The following is an 18,632-nucleotide window of genomic DNA, read 5'->3' as shown; positions in this document are numbered from 1 at the left end:
GGCGGCAGGCGTCCAGGGGCTCTTACTTGTCCGTGACGATCTTGACCTTGTCGCCGGCCGAAACCGCGGCACCAGGCGACAGCGCGTTGAGGACGCGGAACAGGTCGAGCTTACGGTCGACGCCGACCATCTGCGCCGAAAGCGAACCCATCGTCTGCCCAGGCTGGACAGTGACGACGCGGATGCGCAGCGGCTTCAGCGCCGCCTTTTCGGCGGCACTCAAGATCCGGAACGAGCCGCTGACCGAGCGGGCGATTGTGTCCAGCGACGTGCTGGCCGAAGGGGCCGCGGTCAGCAGCCGATAGACCTGGCCGCCGGCGCGGATCACCGCAATGTCGAACTGCCAGCCTTCGGCGCCGGCATGCGCGGTCGCTGCCTCGTTGCCGTTGATGGTTTCCTGCCTGACGCTGCTGTCGACGAGACCAGCCACCCAGCCGCTGCGGATATAGTCCGTCAGCGCCCGGTTCTTGTCGATCGACACGCCATCGAAACGGATCGCTATGTCGCCGGGGCCGGTGGCCGTCACCGCTGCCGCCGAATTGTCGATGATGAAGCCGTCCGGTACCGTGAACGAAACGCCAAGGCCCGGATGCAGGAAGGTTTCGCCGCGCACATAGCCTTCTTCCGGCGTGTCGCCATAGAGCAGGCCGTCTATGCCGGCGAGGAAGGAATCGCGGTCGCGCGTGCCGACGCCCGGCGCGCCGAACTGGCGGGCATGGCGCTGCGCCAGATCGATGCGCTGCGGCGTATTGGGGTGCGTGGCCAGGAAGTCGAGGCTGGCGTCGGTGGCGCCGCTGATCGAGCGGAAATCCGTGTAGGCCGACATTGATTGCAGGAAGCGGCCGGCGGCGAAAGGATCGTAGCCGGCCTCGCCGATCGACTTGATGCCGATGGCGTCGGCTTCCAGCTCCTGGTTGCGCGAGAATTGCGCGAGCCTCAGCTTGCCGCGGATCAACGCCGCCTTGGCGGTCGGGCTGTCGCCGAGCACATCGGAAACCACCTTGGTCGCCAGGCCTTCCTCTGCCTCGAGTTGCTGGCGCTGCAAGCCGTGATTGGCGGTGACGTGGCCCATCTCATGCGCGATGACAGCTGCAAGCTCGGCCGAATCATTGGCCAGCGCCAGGAGGCCGCGCGTGATGTAGAGATAGCCGCCCGGCAGCGCGAAGGCATTGACATTGGGCGAATTCAAAATGGTGATGCGATAGGTCTGTGTCGGGTTGGCGGACACCACCGTCAAACTACCGACCACCTTGGCGACCATGCGCTCGAGCTTGGGATCGGAATATTCGCCGCCATAGGTCGCCAGGATGCGCGGATGCTGCGCCCTGGCCAATTCGGCGAGCTTGTTGTTGGCGCCGACATTGTCCACCGTGATCGGCTTGTCGGAAGGCTGGAAGCCGGATTCCTGAACCTCCGGCGGCGTGAACATCTGGCAGCTTGCCAACGCCACGGCAAAGCCGGCCAGCGCGAGGAAGCGCGCCAGCGGTTTCATTCCCAATGTGTTAGCGCCGATCGCCAGAACGGCTTCCTTTCGGGTCCCGGCACATGACATTGAAAATCGGGGACGATCTTCAGAATGTTCACGTGCCATATCTCAAACTGCTGCAGTATCCGCGGCCCATCCCAGGGGCGGGCGCCGGATACTGCAGGCAAATCACGGCCTGTGCCGGACCGGTAGGGCGGACCTAGCCACACTCCCCCGGTCATGGCAAGCAAACGCCACATCGCCTGGAGCCGGTTTGACCGTAAATTATGTCCGCTTCCGGGCAACATCGCGTGATGTGGAATATCCGGCACCCGCGCCGATATAGCGCCGGAACGCCTCCGGACCAGCCCCGGCAAAGAAATCATCAGCCTTGCCGGTCGCAGCGACCAACCCATTGTCGACAAACACCATATGCTCGCCGATGCGGCGTGCATCCTCCGGCTGGTGGGTGACGAACAGCACTGTCATGGCGCGTTCGGCATGAACGGCGGCAACCAGGTCCAGCATCTCGTCGCGCAAAGCCGGCCCGAGCGAAGCGAAGGGCTCGTCGAGCAGCAACACCGGTCGGTCGCGCACCAGCACGCGGGCCAGGGCGACGCGCTGGCGTTCGCCCCCGGAGAGCTCGCGCGGCAGGCGTTTCTCCTTGCCCGCAAGACCGGTGCGCGCAAGCGCCTCGGCGACCGCGGCGCGGTCCGCCTCGGTCAGCCGCAGGGATGGCGAGCGGCCGAGCCCGACATTCTGCTCGACGGAAAGATGCGCGAAGAGATTGTTCTCCTGGAACACCATCGACACCGGCCGCGCCGAGGCCGGCTCGGCGCTGACATCGACACCGCCGACCAGCACGCGGCCCGACCGTGGGGTCTCGAAGCCGGCGACCAGATTGAGCAGTGTCGACTTGCCCGAACCGCTCGGCCCCATGATGGCGGTGATCGTCGCCGCGGCAAACTCGACATCGAAAACAAGCGGCGCCTCGCCATAGCTGCCATAGCTGCCGTAGCTGAACGACACTTTGTCCAGCCGCACCGGCGCGCCCTTCGCGAGCCCGTTGGCCGCCTTTTCACGCATCACGGACCTCCTCCCTTCCCAGCCAGTGCGCCGCCACGATCAACGCGAGACAGACGAGGCCGAGCAGCAGTGCGAGGCCGGCGGCATCCTCGGTGCGGTAGCTGCCCATCCGAGCCAGAAGAAGGTAGGGCAATGTCTGCACGGAATCACTGCCGAACAAGGCAATGACACCGAGATCGCCGAGCGACAGCGCCATGGCGAAAGCGAAGGCCGTGGCGAGCGGTCGCCGCAGCGACGGCCAGTCGACCAGCATCAGCCGGTTCCAGCCCGCAATGCCGAGCTGTGCACAGAGCCGTTCGTGACGCTCGCTCGCTGCATCATAGGCGGGACGCACGGCGCGGAGCGCAAACGGCATCGCCATCACCGCGTTGACGGTGACGACCATGACCGGGGCGATGGCGAAGACATCGCCGACATGGCGCAACAACAGGAACCAGCCGGCGCCGACGACGATCGGCGGCACGACCAGGACAAAACCGGCGCCTGTATCGGTCGCGTGTTCGAGCAGTGTCTTTGCGCCGGCACGGCGGTTCAGCGCCAGTGCCCGCCGCGCCATGGTCAGCGCCAGCGACAGCATCACCGAAAGCAGCGCCGACAGGAAGGCGAGCGCCGCGCTGGTCAGCGTTGCCTGCCGGACAGTGGCCTCGCCGGCCAAGCGGGCGAGATCGGCACTCAATCCGGCCATCACGGTTGCCGCCATCGGCCCGACAACGAACAGCAGCGCCAGGACGATGAGTAGCGCGTTCAACCAGGTCTCGCTCCGATTGACCGAAAGATAGCGGCGTTGCGCGACCGGCAAATTGGTGTCGCCGACCACATTGGCGCCTAGCCGCGTCAGTGCCAGCACCACGATAAAGGTCAAGGCGATCTGCAGCAGCGTCAGTGTAACGGCCCGCGCGGGATCGAAATCGAAGCGCAGCGCCTGGTAGATGCCGACCTCAAGCGTCGTCGCGGCCGGCCCGCCGCCGAGCGTCAGCACGATCGTGAAGGATGTGATGCAGAGCATGAAGACCAGCCCGGCGACGCCGGGCATTGCGGCGCGCAGCATTGGCCATTCGATCAGCCGGAACGCCGGCCGGGCCGCCATGCCGAGTTGGCTCGCCAGCCGCCATTGGTCGGCCGGTATGGTCTGCAGCGCCTCGAGGAACAGCCGCGTCGCCAGCGGCAGGTTGAAGAAGACATGGGCGACGAGAATGCCGGACAGGCCATAGATGCCCGGCCAGCTTCCGCCGCCGATAACGGCAAGCACGCCGGCGAAATAGCCGGCACGGCCATAAAGCGCCAGGATGCCGAGCGCTGCAACGATGGCCGGCAGCGCCAATGGCACGGCGAAGATCTGCAGGATGAAGGCGCGGCCGAAGAAACGTGGATGCCGCGACAGAGCGCGCGCCACAAACAGCCCCGGGATGACCGAAAGCAGCGTCGACAGGACCGCTTGCCAGAGCGTGAAGCGAATGACGCGAAGCAGATAGGGATCGAAGGCTGCCCAGGCGCCCGAGAAATCATGGGCGCCCTCGAAAAGCAGGCCGGCAAACGCGCCGCCGATCAGCAGCGCGATTGCAGCGAGCGCGACAATGCCGGCACTGACGCGGGAATCCGTGGAATGCGCCGGCGCCATCGCGCTGCCTACTTGCTCATCACCGCCAGCCATTCATCGACCCAAGCCTTGCGGTTGGCGGCGACCTCTTGCGGGCTGAACAGCAAGGTCTTCGTCGGCTTGACCAGTTTGTCGAAGGCCGGATTGAGCGGCTTGTCGGTCTTGCCTGCCGGGAACATCCAGTTGGTCTCGGGGATGGCATCCTGGAATTTCGGCCCGGTCATGAAGGCCATGAACTTGGCCGCCAGCGGATTCTTGGCTCCTGTCGTGGTGATACCCGCCACCTCGATCTGCAGATACTCGCCCTCCTCGAAGGAGGCCGCCTGGTAGCGCTCCGTGTTCTCGGCGACCATGTGGTAGGCTGGCGACGTCGTGTAGGACAGCACCATCGGCGCCTCGCCCTTGGTGAACAGCCCATAGGCCTCGCTCCAGCCCGGCGTCACGGTCAGCACCTTGGCCTTGAGCTTGGCCCAGGCCTCGGGTGCCTTGTCGCCATAGACCGACTTGACCCAAAGAAGCAGGCCGAGGCCTGGCGTCGAGGTGCGCGGATCCTGGATGACGATCTTGTCGTTGGCACTGCCTTCGATCAGCTCCTTCAGGCTCTTCGGCGGCGTCTTCATCTTCTGCGTGTCATAGACGACAGCGAAATAGCCGTAGTCGAAGGGGACAAAAGTGTCGTCGCTCCAGCCGCCCGGCACATTGACATCCGTCACCGCGCCATGCGGCGCGAACAAGCCTGACGCCTTGGCATCGGCGGTGAGATTGGTATCCAGGCCAAGCACGATATCGGCCTTGGTCGATGCGCCTTCCAATCTGACGCGGTTGAGCAGCGCGACGCCATCGGCGACCGAGACGAAGTCGACGTCGCAGCCGCATTCGGCCTCGAACTCCTTCTTCACCACGGGACCCGGACCCCAGTCGGCGGTGAAACTCTCATAGGTGTAGACGGTGAGCTTGTCCTTGGCCAAGGCGGGCCCGGACAAGGCCACGACCGTTGCTGAAACAAGAGCGTATAAAAGCGTGCGCATCGGCGCCTCCTTCGTTTGAATTGAAAGGAATTGAGGCGTCGGACTGTCCGAAACGTCTAATCCCTCCGCCGGTACAAACCGGATCAGGTTCAGCGGGTTGGCGAGACTGCCTCTCAGCCGGTCCGCGAAGATCGCGTCCGGCACCCCGTTAGAGCGTTTCGACACATAGGCCGGGCCGATCCGCCATGCAAGCGGGAGTTTGCCGCCTTCCGTTTCCCGTGCCGGGCTGGTAAGGGCCACACGATATGAGCACATTCACCATCCTGCTTGGCGGCGATCTCATCCGTACGCTACGGCTCGACCGTCAGGTCAAAGGCTCCCGCGTCATCGCCGCCGACGCCGGCATCGGTCATGCGCGGTTGCTGGGTCTCGTGCCGGAGCTGTGGGTGGGTGATTTCGATTCGGTGCCGGCCAACCTGCCGGACGATCTCGCTTCCGTGCCGCGCCGGACCTTCCCGGCGGAAAAGGACCAGACCGATGGCGAACTTGCCGTCGCCGCGGCACTGGAGCGCGGCGCGACCCGCCTGGTGCTGGCCGGCGCCTTTGGCGGCAAGCGCGCCGACCACGCTTTTCTGCATCTGTCGCTCGCCCTGCGGCTGGCGGAGGCGGGAACGGACGTGCTTTTGACCAGCGGCGCTCAGGAAGGCATCCCCCTGCTGCGCGGAACGGCCGGCTTCGACTATGCCGACGGCACGCTGTTTTCGGTGCTCGGCTTTTCCGAGCTCGACGGCCTGACCGTCACCGGCGCCAAATGGCCGCTCGCTCACGTCAAGGTGGCGTTCGGTTCGTCGCTGACCATTTCCAACGAGGTCAAGTCCGACAAGACCGGGGGCCGCCTCGAAATCGCGCTCGGCCATGGCCGCGCGATGCTGCTCGCTCATCCCTATCCCTTACCTGAAAGCTGACATGGCCCCGCCCCTTCTCAACCTCGACGGGATAAAACTGACCTTCGGCGGCACGCCGCTGCTCGATGGCGCCGCCTTGACGGCTTCGGCCGGCGACAAGATCGCGCTGGTCGGCCGCAACGGGTCCGGCAAGTCGACCCTGCTGAAGATCGCCGCCGGCCTGATCGAGCCGCAGGACGGCGAAGTGTTCCGCCAGCCTTCGGCGACCGTCCGCTATTTGCCGCAGATGCCCGACATGGAAGGTTTTGCCACTGTCCGCGCCTATGTCGAGGCCGGGCTTGGCCCCGCCGACGATCCCTACCGCGCCAGCTATCTGATGGAGCATCTCGGCCTGTCGGGTGAGGAACGTCCGAACGACCTGTCGGGCGGCGAGGCGAGGCGCGCCGCCCTTGCCCGCGTCATGGCGCCGGAGCCCGATATCCTGCTGCTTGATGAGCCGACCAACCATCTCGACCTCTCGGTCATCGAATGGCTGGAAGAAGAACTCATCCGCACCTCCTCGGCGCTGATCGTCATCTCGCACGACCGCCGCTTCCTCGAACGCGTGTCGCGCGCCACGGTCTGGCTCGATCGCGGCCAGACCCGCAGGTTGGACAAGGGCTTCGGCCATTTCGAGGAATGGCGCGACCTGGTTCTGGAGGAAGAAGAACGCGAGCAGCACAAGCTCGGTCGCCAGATCGTTCGCGAAGAGCATTGGCTGCGCTACGGCGTGACGGCGCGGCGCAAGCGCAACATGCGCCGGCTTGGCGAGTTGCAGACCATGCGCCAGCGTTTTCGCGGTCATCGCGGGGCCGAAGGGTCGGCGACCATGGTGGCGAGCGACGCCACCGAGTCCGGCAAGCTGGTGATCGAGGCGAAAAACATCGAAAAGAGCTTTGGCGATCTCACCGTGGTCAAGGCGTTTTCGACCCGCATCCAGCGCGGCGATCGCGTTGGCCTGGTCGGGCCGAACGGCGCCGGCAAGACCACGCTCTTGAAAATGCTTACCGGCGAGATGAAGCCGGACGCCGGTTCGGTGCGGCTCGGCACCAATCTGGAGATCGCAACGCTCGACCAGAAGCGTGAGGCGGTCGACCCGCAGGAGACGCTGGCACAATATCTCACCGATGGGCGCGGCGAAAACCTCGTCATCAATGGCGAGCAGCGCCACGTGGTCTCCTACATGAAGGATTTCCTGTTCAAGCCGGAGCAGGCGCGCACGCCGGTGCGCGAGTTGTCCGGCGGCGAGCGGGCGCGGCTCCTGCTGGCGCGCGTGCTGGCGCGGCCCGCAAACCTTCTGGTGCTCGATGAGCCGACCAACGATCTCGACATGGAGACGCTTGAACTGCTGCAGGAACTGGTCGCCGGTTTCGCCGGCACCGTCATCCTGGTCAGCCACGACCGCGATTTCCTCGACCGCACCGTGACCAGCCTGATCGCGCCGGATGGTGAAGGCCGCTGGATCGAATATGCCGGCGGCTACTCCGACATGTTGGCGCAGCGCGGCGGCACGAAGCTGGACGACCGCAAGGCGCGGGCGAGAGCCGAAAATGGCGAGGCGCCCGCGTCAGGCAAGAGCGAAGCCGCCGCGCCAAAAGTGCCGGCGAAGAAACTGTCGTTCAAGCAGAAATTCGCACTGGAATCCCTGCCGAAGAAAATCGAAGCTGTGATGGCCTCTATCTCGCGGCTGGAGAACAACATCGCCGATCCGGCCTATTACGAGCGCGATCCGGCCTCGTTCCAGAAAACCATCGCCGCCCTCGACAAGGAGCGCGCCACGCTGGCCGCGCTCGAGGAAGAATGGCTGGAACTGGAGATGTTGCGCGAGGAGATGGAGGGGTGAGGAGTGTTTCGGCCGTAGGCCGATCAATCGACGACGATTTGTCGATTGAAGCGACGAACGCCCGGAGCCATAGCGAAAGGGGCCGAGCGCCCCTACCTGCAGCTAGAACCGACTGATTGCCTCCATACAGAAATGCGCATATATTATGCGCATGTTGCGGAGGCTATTATGCGCAAAATTGCCTTGAGTGCGATCCGTCAGCCAGCAAATCTGTCGATCGATTCGAACCTCATGAGGGAAGCCAAGGGACTTGACGTGAATGTCTCGCGCGCTGCGGAGGCCGGCATCGCGGAGGCGGTGGCTGCCGAAAAAACGCGACTGTGGAAGCTTGAGAACCGCGCCACGATGGACGCGTGGAACGACTATATCGAGAAACATGGCATCCCGCTGGAAGAGTACCGGCAGTTCTGATGCCCCGCTATGATGTCTTCGCCGGTCGCATCGAAGGCAGCTATGTGCTCGACGTTCAGTCAGAGCTTCTCGACAATTTCAAGACGCGGGTGGTCGTGCCGCTTCTGCCGGTAGCAATGGTGCCACCGCCGATGCGAAAGCTTCATCCGATTTTTGAGATCAACGGTCGAAAGCTCGTTATGGCAACACACCTGGTTGCCACCGTTCCGGCCAGCGAATTAGGCGAAAGTCGGCTGAACCTGATCAAGCACCACGACGACATCGTCGCTGCGCTCGACATACTGTTCCAGGGCTTCTGAACGGCGGCTACAGCGTCTCAGCCTGCCGTCTTGGCCTGCCAGGCCTTGATTGCCTCGTCGAACACCTTCTCTCCGGGAATGCCCTTTTCCATGGTCAGCAACGCCCGCCGTCCGGTCTTGTAGACCACCGGCACGTCGATCCAGTCCTGGCCGCGCAACAAGGTCATGTTGGCGTCTTCGTCGGCCTTGGTGTCGTTGAGCGCGACGAGGAAGAAGCCGTCGGCAATCTTGGCCGGAATGCCGATCAGCGGGCTGCCGGCATCCTGCTCCGAAGCCTTCATGGCAACGCGCAGGATGTTGTCGACACCGCCGCCCTCGAAACCGTCGGGCGTCAGGAAGATCATCTCGATGATATGGCTGGCCGGCAGCGTCTGGTCGGTGTTGCGGCGGATGGTCATGCGCAACTGGATGTCCTTGCCGGGAATGGTCGCCTCGGCGCGGATCGCCGGCTCCGGCGGCAGGTCGCCACCGGGCGATTCCTGCACCAGCGACCAGACGATGTTGCCGGGCTCGGCGGAGCCCTGGGCGGTGCTGGTGCGCTCCTCATAGAAGATCGCCTTCTGGCCGACAGGCAGGGCGGCTTCCGCAGGCGCAGCCGCCGGGGCGGGCGGCGCGGCACCTGCCGGTGCTGGCGGCGTGCCGGCAGCACCGGCCGGCGCTGCAGGCGCTGCTCCGTTGGCAGGCGGCGTTGCGGGGGCGGCATCTGTCGCCGGAGGCGTAGTCGCGGCAGGCGTACCGGCGGCCGGTGCGGAAATCGCCGGTGCGTTCGTGGCCGAGGGCGGGGTGGTCAGCGCCGCGACCGATTCGCCTTCGCCGATGCCGCTTTGGCCACCGGCCGGACCCGGGTCGACTTCACCACCCTGCGGTGTCAGCCGCTGGGTGAATTTCGTGCTTTCGGCTTCCGTGCCGCCAGCCGCGGGCGCCGGCGGCGCTGCCGCGGCATCGGTTGCCGGCTTGGCCGGCGCCGGCTTCACGGGTTCGGTTTTCGCTACCTGATTGCCGCCAAGCCCCAGCATCTTGCCGAAGGCGTCCTTGTTCAGCCAGATGCCATAGCCGCCGCCGGCAACGACCAGCAGCGCGACGACGGCCGCGATCAGCCCGCCATAGCTGCGCTTGCGCTCGGCGGGACGCAGGCGCTGGAAGGTGTCCTGTACCGGCTCTTCATTGTCTTCGTTGCTGGAAAAGACATCGGCCTCGTCGTCCGCCTCCTCGGCGTTCATGCCTGGAAGAGGCGTGTCGGCGCGAGCCGGCTGGGCAGGCGCCGGCGTCGATCTTTGCCAGCTTGGCTCGACCTTGGCGGCAGGCGGCGGCGCGGGTTGATAGGGCTCGGGCTTGGCGACGGGCGGTGCCGGCCAGGCCGATTCCGCCTTCGCCGGCTGCCTCGTATGGCTTGGCTGGTTCTTGTTGCGATCGATCGACGAAAAGATGTGTTCCAGCTCCGCGAGCGGGTCGGTCTCCGGCACGCTCTTGGCATAATCGCGCTCGACGCTTGTAATGGCGTCTTCCAGCGAACGCATCTGCGTGGCTATGGCTTCGGGAGCCCACGGCGGCGAACGTTCACCAAGCTTCTTCGCCAGCATGGTGCGAACGCTGGCATAGATGCGCGTACGCTTTTCCGGCGTCTCGTCGCCATGCTTGTCGAGCGCGTTTTTCAGAATAGCAACGAAATCTGCCATGCTTCAGTCGACCTGTATTTTGCTTCCGCGTCGGCCCCCGCAAATCAGCCGCGATGCCCGGAAAGGCTCAGAAACTAGTCTTGAAACGGATCGGTCACAAGTATCGTGTCGTCGCGTTCCGGGCTGGTGGAAAGGAGCGCGACCGGTGCGCCGATGAGCTCCTCGATGTAGCGGACATACTTGACCGCCTGGGCCGGCAGATCATTCCAGCTGCGCGCGCCGGCAGTGGTGCCTTTCCAGCCCTCGAGCGTCTCGTAGACCGGTTCGACACGTGCCTGCGCGCCCTGGCTGGCCGGCAGATAATCGATCATCTCGCCGTCGAGACGGTAACCGGTGCAGACCTTGATCTCGTCCAGTCCGTCAAGCACGTCGAGCTTGGTCAGCGCGATGCCCTTGATGCCGTTGACCGCGACGGCCTGGCGCACCAGCACCGCGTCGAACCAGCCGCAGCGGCGCTTGCGACCGGTGACGACGCCGAATTCATGGCCGCGCGTGCCGAGGAATTCGCCGACCTCGTTCTTCTGCTCGGTCGGGAACGGACCCTCGCCGACGCGTGTCGTATAGGCCTTGGTGATGCCGAGCACATAGCCGATGGCGCCCGGGCCAACGCCGGAGCCGGCGGCAGCCTGTCCGGCAACCGTGTTCGACGAGGTCACGAACGGATAGGTGCCGTGGTCGATATCGAGCAGTGTGCCCTGCGCGCCCTCGAACAGGATGCGCTCGCCAGCCCGGCGCTTGTCGTCGAGGATCTTCCAGACCCGGTCCATATAGGGCAGGATGTCGTCGGCGACCGAGGTTAGTTCCTGCATGATCGTGTCATGCGTGACTTCCGCATGACCAAGCCCGCGACGCAGCGCATTGTGGTGCGTCAGCAGCCTGTCGACTTTCAAGGGCAGTGTTTCCAAATCCGCCAAATCCATCACCCTGACCGCGCGCCGGCCCACCTTGTCCTCATAGGCGGGGCCGATGCCGCGACGGGTCGTGCCAATCTTCGTCCCGGAATTGGATGCGGCGTCCTCACGAAATCCGTCCAGCTCTCGATGCAGGGACAGGATAAGCGCTGTGTTTTCGGCTATTTTCAGGCGATCCGGCGCTACTTCGACACCTTGCGCCTTGAGTTTTGCCACCTCGGCGACGAAAGCGTGCGGGTCGAACACGACGCCATTGCCGATGATGGACAGCTTGCCCTGGCGCACGACGCCCGACGGAAGCAACGACAGCTTGTAGACCTTGCCGTCGACGACCAGCGTATGGCCGGCATTGTGGCCGCCCTGGAAACGCACCACGACATCGGCGCGCTCCGACAGCCAGTCGACGATCTTGCCCTTGCCTTCGTCACCCCACTGCGAGCCGACGACCACCACATTGGCCATGTTTCTTTTCCCTTGAGACGCCGCCAAGCGGCTTGAATATGGTTCGAAACGACAGGCCTCTATAACGTCAAGACCTCGCGAGCGCGACCTTTCTTTGCCGTCGAAAATGCCCTGAGGCACAACAATTTTCGGCTTTGACATCATTTACTTGGGCGAGCGAGGGCAATAGGCCGGCAAACACCGCAGCTCCGGCGACTGGAATCCCGCGATGCATCGAAGCGCCTACATATTCCTGCTGCTCACCACCTTGCTTTGGGGTGGAAATTCGGTGGCCGGCAAGCTGGCGGTCGATCACGTCTCGCCGATGACGCTGGTCTTCCTGCGCTGGGTGCTGGCCGTGGCGATCATGCTGCCCATCGGCTGGAAGACCATCCAGAAGGACTGGCCGATGGTCCGCAAGCACTGGTTCGTGCTGGTCGCCCTCGGCGCCAGCGGCTTCACCCTGTTCAACACCATCTTCTACACGGCGCTCAACTACACGACAGCGATCAATGTCTCGATCGAACAGGCGGCGATGCCGATCCTGATCATGACTGCCAATTTCGTCTTCTTCCGCCTGCGCGTGAACTGGGCGCAGATTGTCGGCGTCGTGCTGACCATCGCCGGCGTGATCCTCACCGCCTGCCATGGCGACCCGCGCCGGCTGTTGACGCTGGAACTCAATTTCGGTGACGCCATCATGCTGGTCGCTGTCTTTCTCTACAGCGGCTATTCGGTGGGGTTGCGGCTGAAGCCGGTGATGCGCTGGCAGAGCCTGATGCTGGCCCTGTCGGTTTCGGCACTCGTCACCTCGTTGCCGTTCTTCCTGTGGGAGGTCCTCGCCGGCAAGGTCATCATGCCCGACGCGCGCGGCTGGACCGTCATCGTCTATACGGCGATCGGCGCATCGGTCGTTTCGCAGATCTTCTACATCAGGGGCAACGAGCTGATCGGCGCCAACCGCGCCGGCCTGTTCATCAATCTGGTGCCGATCTTCGGCACGCTGCTGTCGGTGCTGATCGTCGGCGAGACGTTCCAGCTCTATCAGGCGCTGGCCTTGGTGCTCGTGCTGGGCGGCATCGGGCTTGCCGAATACAGCGGGCGCAAGATGGCAATGGCGGACCACCGCGGATGACATTTGGCGGCTGACGCCCTCCGCCGTCGCGGTAATCACGCGAACGGCCTGGACTTCGCCAATGGCGCGGAAACAGCGGCATGAATCCTGCCGCGTCCCCTACTTGGAACATTTCACCTCCAGCGGAGTTTGAACGCCAGGGAGGCGACATGATGAGCCACAACCCTCGCAGCACGGCAAGCATTGCTGGTCACCCTATCCACCCGATGCTGATTCCGTTTCCGATTGCCTTCTTTGTCGGCACCTTCGTTTGCGACCTTATCTTCTGGCGAACAGCCGATCCCGGATGGGTCACCGGGTCGCTTTGGCTTCTCGGCGCAGGCCTGATCATGGCTGCCCTGGCTGCGCTTGCTGGCTTGACGGATGTTCTCGGCGATGTTCAGGTCCGCAATCTCACGACGGCATGGCTCCATGCCGGCGGCAATGTGCTCGTCGTGTTGATCGAGCTTTACAACTGGTACTCGCGGTATGCCGGCGGAGCGGCGGCCGTGATGCCAACCGGCATCGTCCTATCGCTGATCGTGGTTCTCATCTTGCTGTTTACGGGCTGGAAGGGCTGGGAACTGGTCTACCGACATCGCGTGGGTGTCTCCGATGGCTCGGATGAGTTGACATGAACCGGCCGCCGCGGCGGCCGGCGTCAACGAGGTGGGTCGGCGACCGCCTGTCCTCAATCACATCGCGTTGACGTCGAACTGCAGCCGCTTGGCCGAGTCGATCGACTTGTGCGCCTTGACCTTTTCCAGCACGGCTTCCGGGAACGGCGCGTCGAGATAGAGCAGCGCTATGGCATCGCCGCCCGGCCGGTTGCGGCCGAGCTGGAAGTTGGCGATGTTGACGCCATTCTCGCCGCAGACGGTGCCGAGCAGGCCGATGATGCCCGGCGCGTCCGCATTGGTGGTGTAGAGCATGTGCTGGCCGACCTCGGCATCGAGGTTGATGCCCTTGATCTGGATGAAGCGTGGCTTGCCATCCGAGAAGCATGTGCCGGCGATCGAGCGCGTCATGTGCTCGGTCTTCACCGTCAGCTTGATATAGCCGTCGAACACGCCCGACTTGTCGCGCTTGACCTCGGCCACGATGATGCCGCGCTCCTTCACCATGATCGGCGCCGACACCATGTTGACGTCCGAGACCTGAGGCCGGATCAGCCCGGCGAGTGCTGCACTGATCAGCGCGCGCGTGTTCATCGTCGCGGTCGAGCCGTCGAACAGGATCTCCACCTCCTTGATCGGATCCTCGGTGACCTGGCCGACAAAGGCGCCGAGCACCTCGGCGAGCTTGACGAACGGCTTCAGCCGCGGCGCCTCCTCGGCGGTGATCGACGGCATGTTGATGGCGTTGGAGACGGCGCCCTTGATCAGATAGTCGGCCATCTGCTCGGCAACCTGCAGCGCGACATTCTCCTGGGCCTCCGTCGTCGAGGCGCCGAGATGCGGCGTCGCCACCACATTCTCCATGCCGAACAGTTCGTTGTTCGCGGCCGGTTCGACCTCGAAGACGTCGACGCCGGCGCCGGCCACCTTGCCGCTCTTCAGCGCTGCGACCAGATCGGCCTCGACGATCAGACCGCCGCGTGCGCAATTGATGATGCGCACGCCCTTCTTCATCTTGGCGATCGCCGCGGCATCGATGATGTTGCGCGTCTTGTCGGTCAGCGGCGTGTGCAGGGTGATGAAATCGGCGCGGGCGAACAGCTCGTCGAGCTCGACCTTGTCGACGCCAAGCTCCTCGGCACGGCTGTCCGACAGGAACGGATCGAAGGCGATGACGTGCATCTTGAGGCCAACGCCGCGCGTCGCGACGATCGAACCGATGTTGCCGCAGCCGATGACGCCCAGCGTCTTGCCGGTGATCTCGACGCCCATGAAGCGGTTCTTTTCCCATTTGCCGGCATGGGTCGAGGCGTTGGCTTCAGGGATCTGGCGCGCCAGCGCAAAGATCATCGCCACCGCATGTTCGGCTGTGGTGATCGAGTTGCCGAAGGGCGTGTTCATCACGATGATGCCCTTGCGGCTTGCCGCCGGGATATCGACATTGTCGACGCCGATGCCGGCGCGGCCGATGACTTTGAGATTGGTAGCGGCGTTGATCAGCTTTTCGGTGACCTTGGTCGCCGAGCGGATGGCGAGGCCATCATACTGGCCGATCACTTCGGCGAGCTTATCCTTGTCCTTGCCGAGATCGGGCAGATAGTCGACCTCGACGCCACGATCCTTGAAGATTTGCACGGCGGTGGGGGAGAGTTTGTCTGAGACGAGAACGCGGGGCGCCATGGCGGCCTCCTTGAAATGGATTTGATCCTGATGGGAGTGGGCGGCCCGAAGGCCGCCGCGAACGATCTCAGGCCGCCGCTTTGAGCGACGCCTTCTGTGCGGCGAATGCCCAGTCGAGCCAGGGCAGCAGCGCTTCGAGATCCGACGTCTCGACCGTCGCGCCGCACCAGATGCGCAGGCCGGGCGGTGCGTCGCGATAGGCACCGATATCATAGGCGACGCCTTCCTTGTCGAGCACCGACACCAGCCCCTTGGCGAAGGCCGCCTGCCCGTCGGCGTCGAGCGCGGACACGTCCGGATCGGTGAAGGACAGGCAGACGGACGTGTTCGACCGTGTCGCCGGCTGGACGGCGAGATGACCGAGCCAGGAGGACTTGCCGACAAAGCGATCGAGGACGGCCGCATTGGCATCCGCCCTGGCGATCAGCGCGTCGAGGCCGCCGGTCGACTTCGCCCAGTTGAGCGCATCGAGGTAATCCTCGACGCACAGCATCGAGGGAGTGTTGATGGTCTCGCCCTTGAAGATGCCTTCGATCAGCTTGCCGCCTGAGGTCAGGCGGAAAATTTTCGGCAGCGGCCATGAGGGCTTGTAGGTTTCCAGCCGCTCGACGGCGCGAGGCGACAGGATCAGCATGCCGTGAGCGCCCTCGCCGCCCAGCACCTTCTGCCAGGAGAAAGTGACGACATCGAGTTTTTCGAAGTCGAGCCTCTGCGCGAATGCGGCGGAAGTCGCATCGCAGACGGTCAGGCCCTTGCGGTCCGCGGGAATGAAATCGCCGTTCGGCACGCGAACGCCCGACGTGGTGCCGTTCCAGGTGAACACCACATCGCGGTCGAAATCGATCTTGGTGAGATCAGGCAGCTCGCCGTAGCCGGCTTCGATCTTGCGCACGTCGGCGAGCTTCAATTGCTTGACCACGTCGGTGACCCAGCCGGAGCCAAAGCTCTCCCAGGCAACCATGTCGACGCCGCGCTCGCCGAGCAGCGACCACAGCGCCATCTCGACCGCACCGGTGTCCGACGCCGGCACGATGCCGATGCGGTAACCCGCCGGGACCTGGAGAATCTCGCGCGTCAGCTCGATCGCCTGTTCGAGCTTGGTCTTGCCGATCTTGGCGCGGTGGGAACGGCCGAGCGCAGCATTTCTTAGCGCCTCGACCGACCAGCCGGGGCGCTTTGCGCAGGGACCTGAGGAGAAATTGGGGTTTGCCGGACGGAGTCCGGGCTTCGTATGCGTCGTCATCGTGGTCTATCCTTCCAGATAGTGGCCCCTCGTTGGGGAGGGGTGGCCCACGGACGGCGATATTCGTTCGGGCTTCAGGCGTCAAGAGGAAAGTTTTTGTCGTTGCCGGGATACCGGCGATCCCCGATCAGGATGTCGTGACTTCAAACGCAAACGACGGACCCCATGATCCGCCGTGCTGGTCCTCGTACTCGCCGCGCCTACCAGAGATCGTAGCGCAGCCCGACCTTGACCTGATGATAATCGAGGCCCTTTTTGAACTCAGGGTTGCCGACAGCGTCTGCTGTCACGTATTTCGCGGAAGGCAGAGCCGTGTATTGATAGCCGACATCGACTGCAACATTCTTGCTGACCTGATAAGCAAAGCCGGCGCCGAGCGTATAGGCGAAGCTGAACTGCTTCTCCGACTGCGTCGTCCCATCATAGCCGTTTGGATCGTCGCATTCAAAGATGGTCGTGGTTGTACCTGATGTTGTCGATGAATTCTGACAGTTGCGAGCGCCTTGAGCGTACTTGTAGGTGCTGTACGCTATGCCGACACCGCCTCCGACATAGGGCGTGAAGCCGACATAAGTGCCCAGGTCGACAAAGGCGCTGGCCATCACATCGTAGGCCTTGTTGTTGCCGTCGTTGGAGCCTTCGCATCCACGGGTGCTTGGGCCGGCGAACGCGCTTGTGCTGCCACCGCTGGTGACAGTCACCGTCTGCGTTCCATCGCAAGTACTGTCGAATTTGCTGGCGAATTTGCTTGTCGGCAGCAGACCGAAATTCAATTCACCACGGAAGTAATCGTTGAAATGGTAGCCCATACCTATCGAACCAGACAGCGGGCTGGTATCCGTAACCAGACCGGCCGGAGTTTCCGAAAATTCATAGGGCTTGTTGAAGGCATAGCCGAGATCACCGCGCAGATACCAGCCGGAGCCGACCTCGACCGGGACGTAGTCGGGCGCCTGGTCGACATAGATCGGCGGATCGTAGTCGGCCGCGTGCACCGGCGTCAGCGGCAGGAGGGCTAGTGCACCGAGCGCCAGCGCCATACGCGATGTAAGTTTCATGGTCCCCGACTCCCGAATTTGGCGCAGCCCGCAATCGCAGCGGCAGCCATCGTTTCAAGGAGCATTGTTAACCATAGTGGTTAAGTGGCGGTTAAGGCTAACAGAGCGTTAGCGAATTCATTTCCCCTGTCGATTCCAGGCGGCCAACGAAAAACCGCCCGGCTGAGGCCGGGCGGTTTGTGAAGAATTCAAGTAATGTAGATGCTGTTACTTGGTGTAGATCGGCTCGGGTTCGGGCTGGTAGGCAACGACCGGCGCGGCGCAACCGTTGTTGCCACCGAACTGGTAACGCAGGCCACCGCGCACTTCGTGTGTGTTGATGCCACGATCGAAGCCGGGACCGGAGCTGGTGATGTTCCAGTCGAACATGCGGCCGCCCTGGATATGGGAGAAGCGGTAGCCGGCATCGAGAATGATCTTGTCGGTCAAGCAGTACGAAGCGCCGGCCATCAGACCGTAGGCGAAACGCCAGCTTGATCTGCCGGGATTGAACTCGGTGGTGTTCGGGTCGTAGACATCATCCCACTTGACGCGGGCGCCGCCGATGCCGGCGCCAACGTAAGGCGTGATGCCGTGATAGGTGCCGAGATCGACATAGGCGTTGGCAAGCAGTAGCAGGGCGCTCATCTTCGATACTTCGGTCGAAGTACCGTTGATATCCGAGGTGCCGCCGTTGAAGTTCGACTTGAACCAATAGTCGGCGGTCAAATCGGTCCGGAAGTGATCGTTGATCTTGTAGCCGACGCCGGCGCCGAGCGAGAAACCGCCCTTGAGCTTGCCGAAATCGAAGCTTCTGGTGCCGGGCGTAACCGTACAGTTACAGGGATCGACGGTGTAGGTCATATAGTCGATGCCGCGCACGGTCGACTTGTGATAGTCGATGTCGCCACGGATATACCAGCCGCCGACTTCTACCGGCTGCTCGTAGACGGCCTGAGGCGGAGCCTCTTCGACGATCGGTTCCGGCAGGTCGGCCGCGAACAACGGCCCCGCCAGGCCTGCGAACAGTAAGGCGAGCAGGGCCTTTCTTGCTGTCTTGAACATGCTTGTCACCCCTGAGAAGCTCGGAACGGCAAACCCGCCCGAAATGCGATTGGCTTTCAGTCGTGGATAATGAATTGCAAAGGTTAAAAGGCGTTTAACCCTGTTGCTTAACCACGAATCTCGAAACTTCTGGGAACCGGCGCGAGATTTCCGAACAGCGAACAGACTGGGAGCCGACAAGAAAAAGCCCGCCGAGAGGCGGGCCTTGGACAGGTTCAGGCGACGACGTCCTGCC

General features: G+C 63.5%; 16 protein-coding genes and 1 riboswitch. Of the genes, 6 read left to right on the top strand and 10 right to left on the bottom strand.

Annotated elements, in window-relative coordinates; all coding sequences use genetic code 11:
- Positions 1–22 precede the first annotated feature (22 nt).
- The 4 genes from MESCI_RS06565 to thiB all read right to left on the bottom strand — a co-directional run bounded on the left by MESCI_RS06565 (position 23) and on the right by thiB (position 5,176).
- Positions 23–1,492 (bottom strand): M48 family metalloprotease, encoded by a 1,470-nt coding sequence (locus MESCI_RS06565; RefSeq protein ID WP_024502938.1) that lies wholly within the window; start codon positions 1,490–1,492, stop codon positions 23–25.
- Positions 1,493–1,750: 258 nt separating this feature from the next.
- Positions 1,751–2,551 (bottom strand): thiamine ABC transporter ATP-binding protein, encoded by an 801-nt coding sequence (gene thiQ, locus MESCI_RS06560; RefSeq protein ID WP_013529170.1) that lies wholly within the window; start codon positions 2,549–2,551, stop codon positions 1,751–1,753.
- Positions 2,544–4,169 carry a thiamine/thiamine pyrophosphate ABC transporter permease gene (gene thiP, locus MESCI_RS06555; protein WP_013529169.1) on the bottom strand — a complete coding sequence of 542 codons (1,626 nt, stop codon included), beginning with the start codon at positions 4,167–4,169 and terminating at the stop codon, positions 2,544–2,546. Before thiP ends, thiQ begins: the two co-directional genes overlap by 8 nt.
- An 8-nt stretch (positions 4,170–4,177) precedes the next feature.
- Complete coding sequence (thiB, locus tag MESCI_RS06550) at positions 4,178–5,176, bottom strand: thiamine ABC transporter substrate binding subunit (protein WP_013529168.1); 999 nt, start codon at positions 5,174–5,176, stop codon at positions 4,178–4,180.
- Positions 5,177–5,219: 43 nt separating this feature from the next.
- Positions 5,220–5,334: riboswitch (TPP riboswitch) on the bottom strand.
- Positions 5,335–5,421: 87 nt separating this feature from the next.
- On the opposite strand from thiB, the gene MESCI_RS06545 reads away from it, so the two are divergent.
- From MESCI_RS06545 to MESCI_RS06530, 4 genes are all read left to right on the top strand, one after another.
- A complete protein-coding gene (locus MESCI_RS06545) occupies positions 5,422–6,081 on the top strand; it encodes a thiamine diphosphokinase (RefSeq protein ID WP_013529167.1) in 660 nt (219 codons plus the stop codon).
- Between the two features lies 1 nt (position 6,082).
- Positions 6,083–7,903: an ABC-F family ATP-binding cassette domain-containing protein gene (locus tag MESCI_RS06540; protein WP_013529166.1), complete on the top strand. Its 1,821-nt coding sequence runs from the start codon at positions 6,083–6,085 to the stop codon at positions 7,901–7,903.
- A gap of 168 nt (positions 7,904–8,071) precedes the next feature.
- Positions 8,072–8,314, top strand: a complete 243-nt coding sequence (locus MESCI_RS06535; RefSeq protein ID WP_013529165.1) for a type II toxin-antitoxin system CcdA family antitoxin — start codon at positions 8,072–8,074, stop codon at positions 8,312–8,314.
- The gene (locus MESCI_RS06530) at positions 8,314–8,613 is read left to right on the top strand and encodes a CcdB family protein (protein WP_013529164.1); all 300 of its coding nucleotides are present in this window, start codon (positions 8,314–8,316) and stop codon (positions 8,611–8,613) included. Before MESCI_RS06535 ends, MESCI_RS06530 begins: the two co-directional genes overlap by 1 nt.
- 17 nt (positions 8,614–8,630) lie before the next feature.
- Here MESCI_RS06530 and MESCI_RS06525 read toward each other — a convergent pair whose 3' ends face one another.
- Both MESCI_RS06525 and MESCI_RS06520 read right to left on the bottom strand, forming a co-directional pair.
- The gene (locus MESCI_RS06525; protein WP_013529163.1) at positions 8,631–10,289 is read right to left on the bottom strand and encodes a hypothetical protein; all 1,659 of its coding nucleotides are present in this window, start codon (positions 10,287–10,289) and stop codon (positions 8,631–8,633) included.
- A gap of 74 nt (positions 10,290–10,363) precedes the next feature.
- Positions 10,364–11,662: an adenylosuccinate synthase gene (locus MESCI_RS06520; protein ID WP_013529162.1), complete on the bottom strand. Its 1,299-nt coding sequence runs from the start codon at positions 11,660–11,662 to the stop codon at positions 10,364–10,366.
- A gap of 208 nt (positions 11,663–11,870) precedes the next feature.
- Between MESCI_RS06520 and MESCI_RS06515 the strand changes: the two genes are divergently transcribed.
- The gene (locus tag MESCI_RS06515; protein WP_013529161.1) at positions 11,871–12,776 is read left to right on the top strand and encodes a DMT family transporter; all 906 of its coding nucleotides are present in this window, start codon (positions 11,871–11,873) and stop codon (positions 12,774–12,776) included.
- A 152-nt stretch (positions 12,777–12,928) separates the two neighbouring features.
- Entirely contained in the window at positions 12,929–13,393 is a 465-nt protein-coding gene (locus MESCI_RS06510; protein ID WP_013529160.1) for a DUF2231 domain-containing protein, read from the top strand.
- Positions 13,394–13,450: 57 nt separating this feature from the next.
- On the opposite strand, the gene serA is transcribed toward MESCI_RS06510, so the two are convergent.
- The 4 genes from serA to MESCI_RS06490 all read right to left on the bottom strand — a co-directional run bounded on the left by serA (position 13,451) and on the right by MESCI_RS06490 (position 18,397).
- Positions 13,451–15,052, bottom strand: coding sequence for a phosphoglycerate dehydrogenase (gene serA, locus MESCI_RS06505; protein ID WP_013529159.1), 1,602 nt, complete (start codon positions 15,050–15,052; stop codon positions 13,451–13,453).
- A gap of 67 nt (positions 15,053–15,119) precedes the next feature.
- A complete protein-coding gene (locus MESCI_RS06500) occupies positions 15,120–16,295 on the bottom strand; it encodes a phosphoserine transaminase (protein WP_013529158.1) in 1,176 nt (391 codons plus the stop codon).
- 200 nt (positions 16,296–16,495) lie between these two features.
- Entirely contained in the window at positions 16,496–17,353 is an 858-nt protein-coding gene (locus MESCI_RS06495; RefSeq protein ID WP_013529157.1) for an outer membrane protein, read from the bottom strand.
- A gap of 207 nt (positions 17,354–17,560) precedes the next feature.
- A complete protein-coding gene (locus MESCI_RS06490) occupies positions 17,561–18,397 on the bottom strand; it encodes an outer membrane protein (RefSeq protein ID WP_013529156.1) in 837 nt (278 codons plus the stop codon).
- Between the last annotated feature and the right edge of the window lie 235 nt (positions 18,398–18,632).

Origin of the sequence: Mesorhizobium ciceri biovar biserrulae WSM1271 (genome assembly GCF_000185905.1) — a bacterium.
GTDB lineage: Bacteria > Pseudomonadota > Alphaproteobacteria > Rhizobiales > Rhizobiaceae > Mesorhizobium > Mesorhizobium ciceri.
Note: the sequence above shows the minus strand (reverse complement) of the source record. Positions and strands in the feature narration are given on the sequence as shown.

What these genes read in the sequence shown, in the direction of transcription:
- MESCI_RS06515 (WP_013529161.1), top strand. Translation starts at nt 11,871, where the DNA reads ATGCATCGAAGCGCCTACATATTCCTGCTGCTCACCACCTTGCTTTGG.
- serA (WP_013529159.1), bottom strand. Translation starts at nt 15,052, where the DNA reads ATGGCGCCCCGCGTTCTCGTCTCAGACAAACTCTCCCCCACCGCCGTG.
- MESCI_RS06525 (WP_013529163.1), bottom strand. Translation starts at nt 10,289, where the DNA reads ATGGCAGATTTCGTTGCTATTCTGAAAAACGCGCTCGACAAGCATGGC.
- thiB (WP_013529168.1), bottom strand. Translation starts at nt 5,176, where the DNA reads ATGCGCACGCTTTTATACGCTCTTGTTTCAGCAACGGTCGTGGCCTTG.
- MESCI_RS06490 (WP_013529156.1), bottom strand. Translation starts at nt 18,397, where the DNA reads ATGTTCAAGACAGCAAGAAAGGCCCTGCTCGCCTTACTGTTCGCAGGC.
- MESCI_RS06510 (WP_013529160.1), top strand. Translation starts at nt 12,929, where the DNA reads ATGAGCCACAACCCTCGCAGCACGGCAAGCATTGCTGGTCACCCTATC.
- MESCI_RS06545 (WP_013529167.1), top strand. Translation starts at nt 5,422, where the DNA reads ATGAGCACATTCACCATCCTGCTTGGCGGCGATCTCATCCGTACGCTA.
- MESCI_RS06520 (WP_013529162.1), bottom strand. Translation starts at nt 11,662, where the DNA reads ATGGCCAATGTGGTGGTCGTCGGCTCGCAGTGGGGTGACGAAGGCAAG.
- thiQ (WP_013529170.1), bottom strand. Translation starts at nt 2,551, where the DNA reads ATGCGTGAAAAGGCGGCCAACGGGCTCGCGAAGGGCGCGCCGGTGCGG.
- MESCI_RS06500 (WP_013529158.1), bottom strand. Translation starts at nt 16,295, where the DNA reads ATGACGACGCATACGAAGCCCGGACTCCGTCCGGCAAACCCCAATTTC.
- MESCI_RS06495 (WP_013529157.1), bottom strand. Translation starts at nt 17,353, where the DNA reads ATGAAACTTACATCGCGTATGGCGCTGGCGCTCGGTGCACTAGCCCTC.
- MESCI_RS06530 (WP_013529164.1), top strand. Translation starts at nt 8,314, where the DNA reads ATGCCCCGCTATGATGTCTTCGCCGGTCGCATCGAAGGCAGCTATGTG.
- MESCI_RS06565 (WP_024502938.1), bottom strand. Translation starts at nt 1,492, where the DNA reads ATGAAACCGCTGGCGCGCTTCCTCGCGCTGGCCGGCTTTGCCGTGGCG.
- MESCI_RS06540 (WP_013529166.1), top strand. Translation starts at nt 6,083, where the DNA reads ATGGCCCCGCCCCTTCTCAACCTCGACGGGATAAAACTGACCTTCGGC.
- thiP (WP_013529169.1), bottom strand. Translation starts at nt 4,169, where the DNA reads ATGGCGCCGGCGCATTCCACGGATTCCCGCGTCAGTGCCGGCATTGTC.
- MESCI_RS06535 (WP_013529165.1), top strand. Translation starts at nt 8,072, where the DNA reads ATGCGCAAAATTGCCTTGAGTGCGATCCGTCAGCCAGCAAATCTGTCG.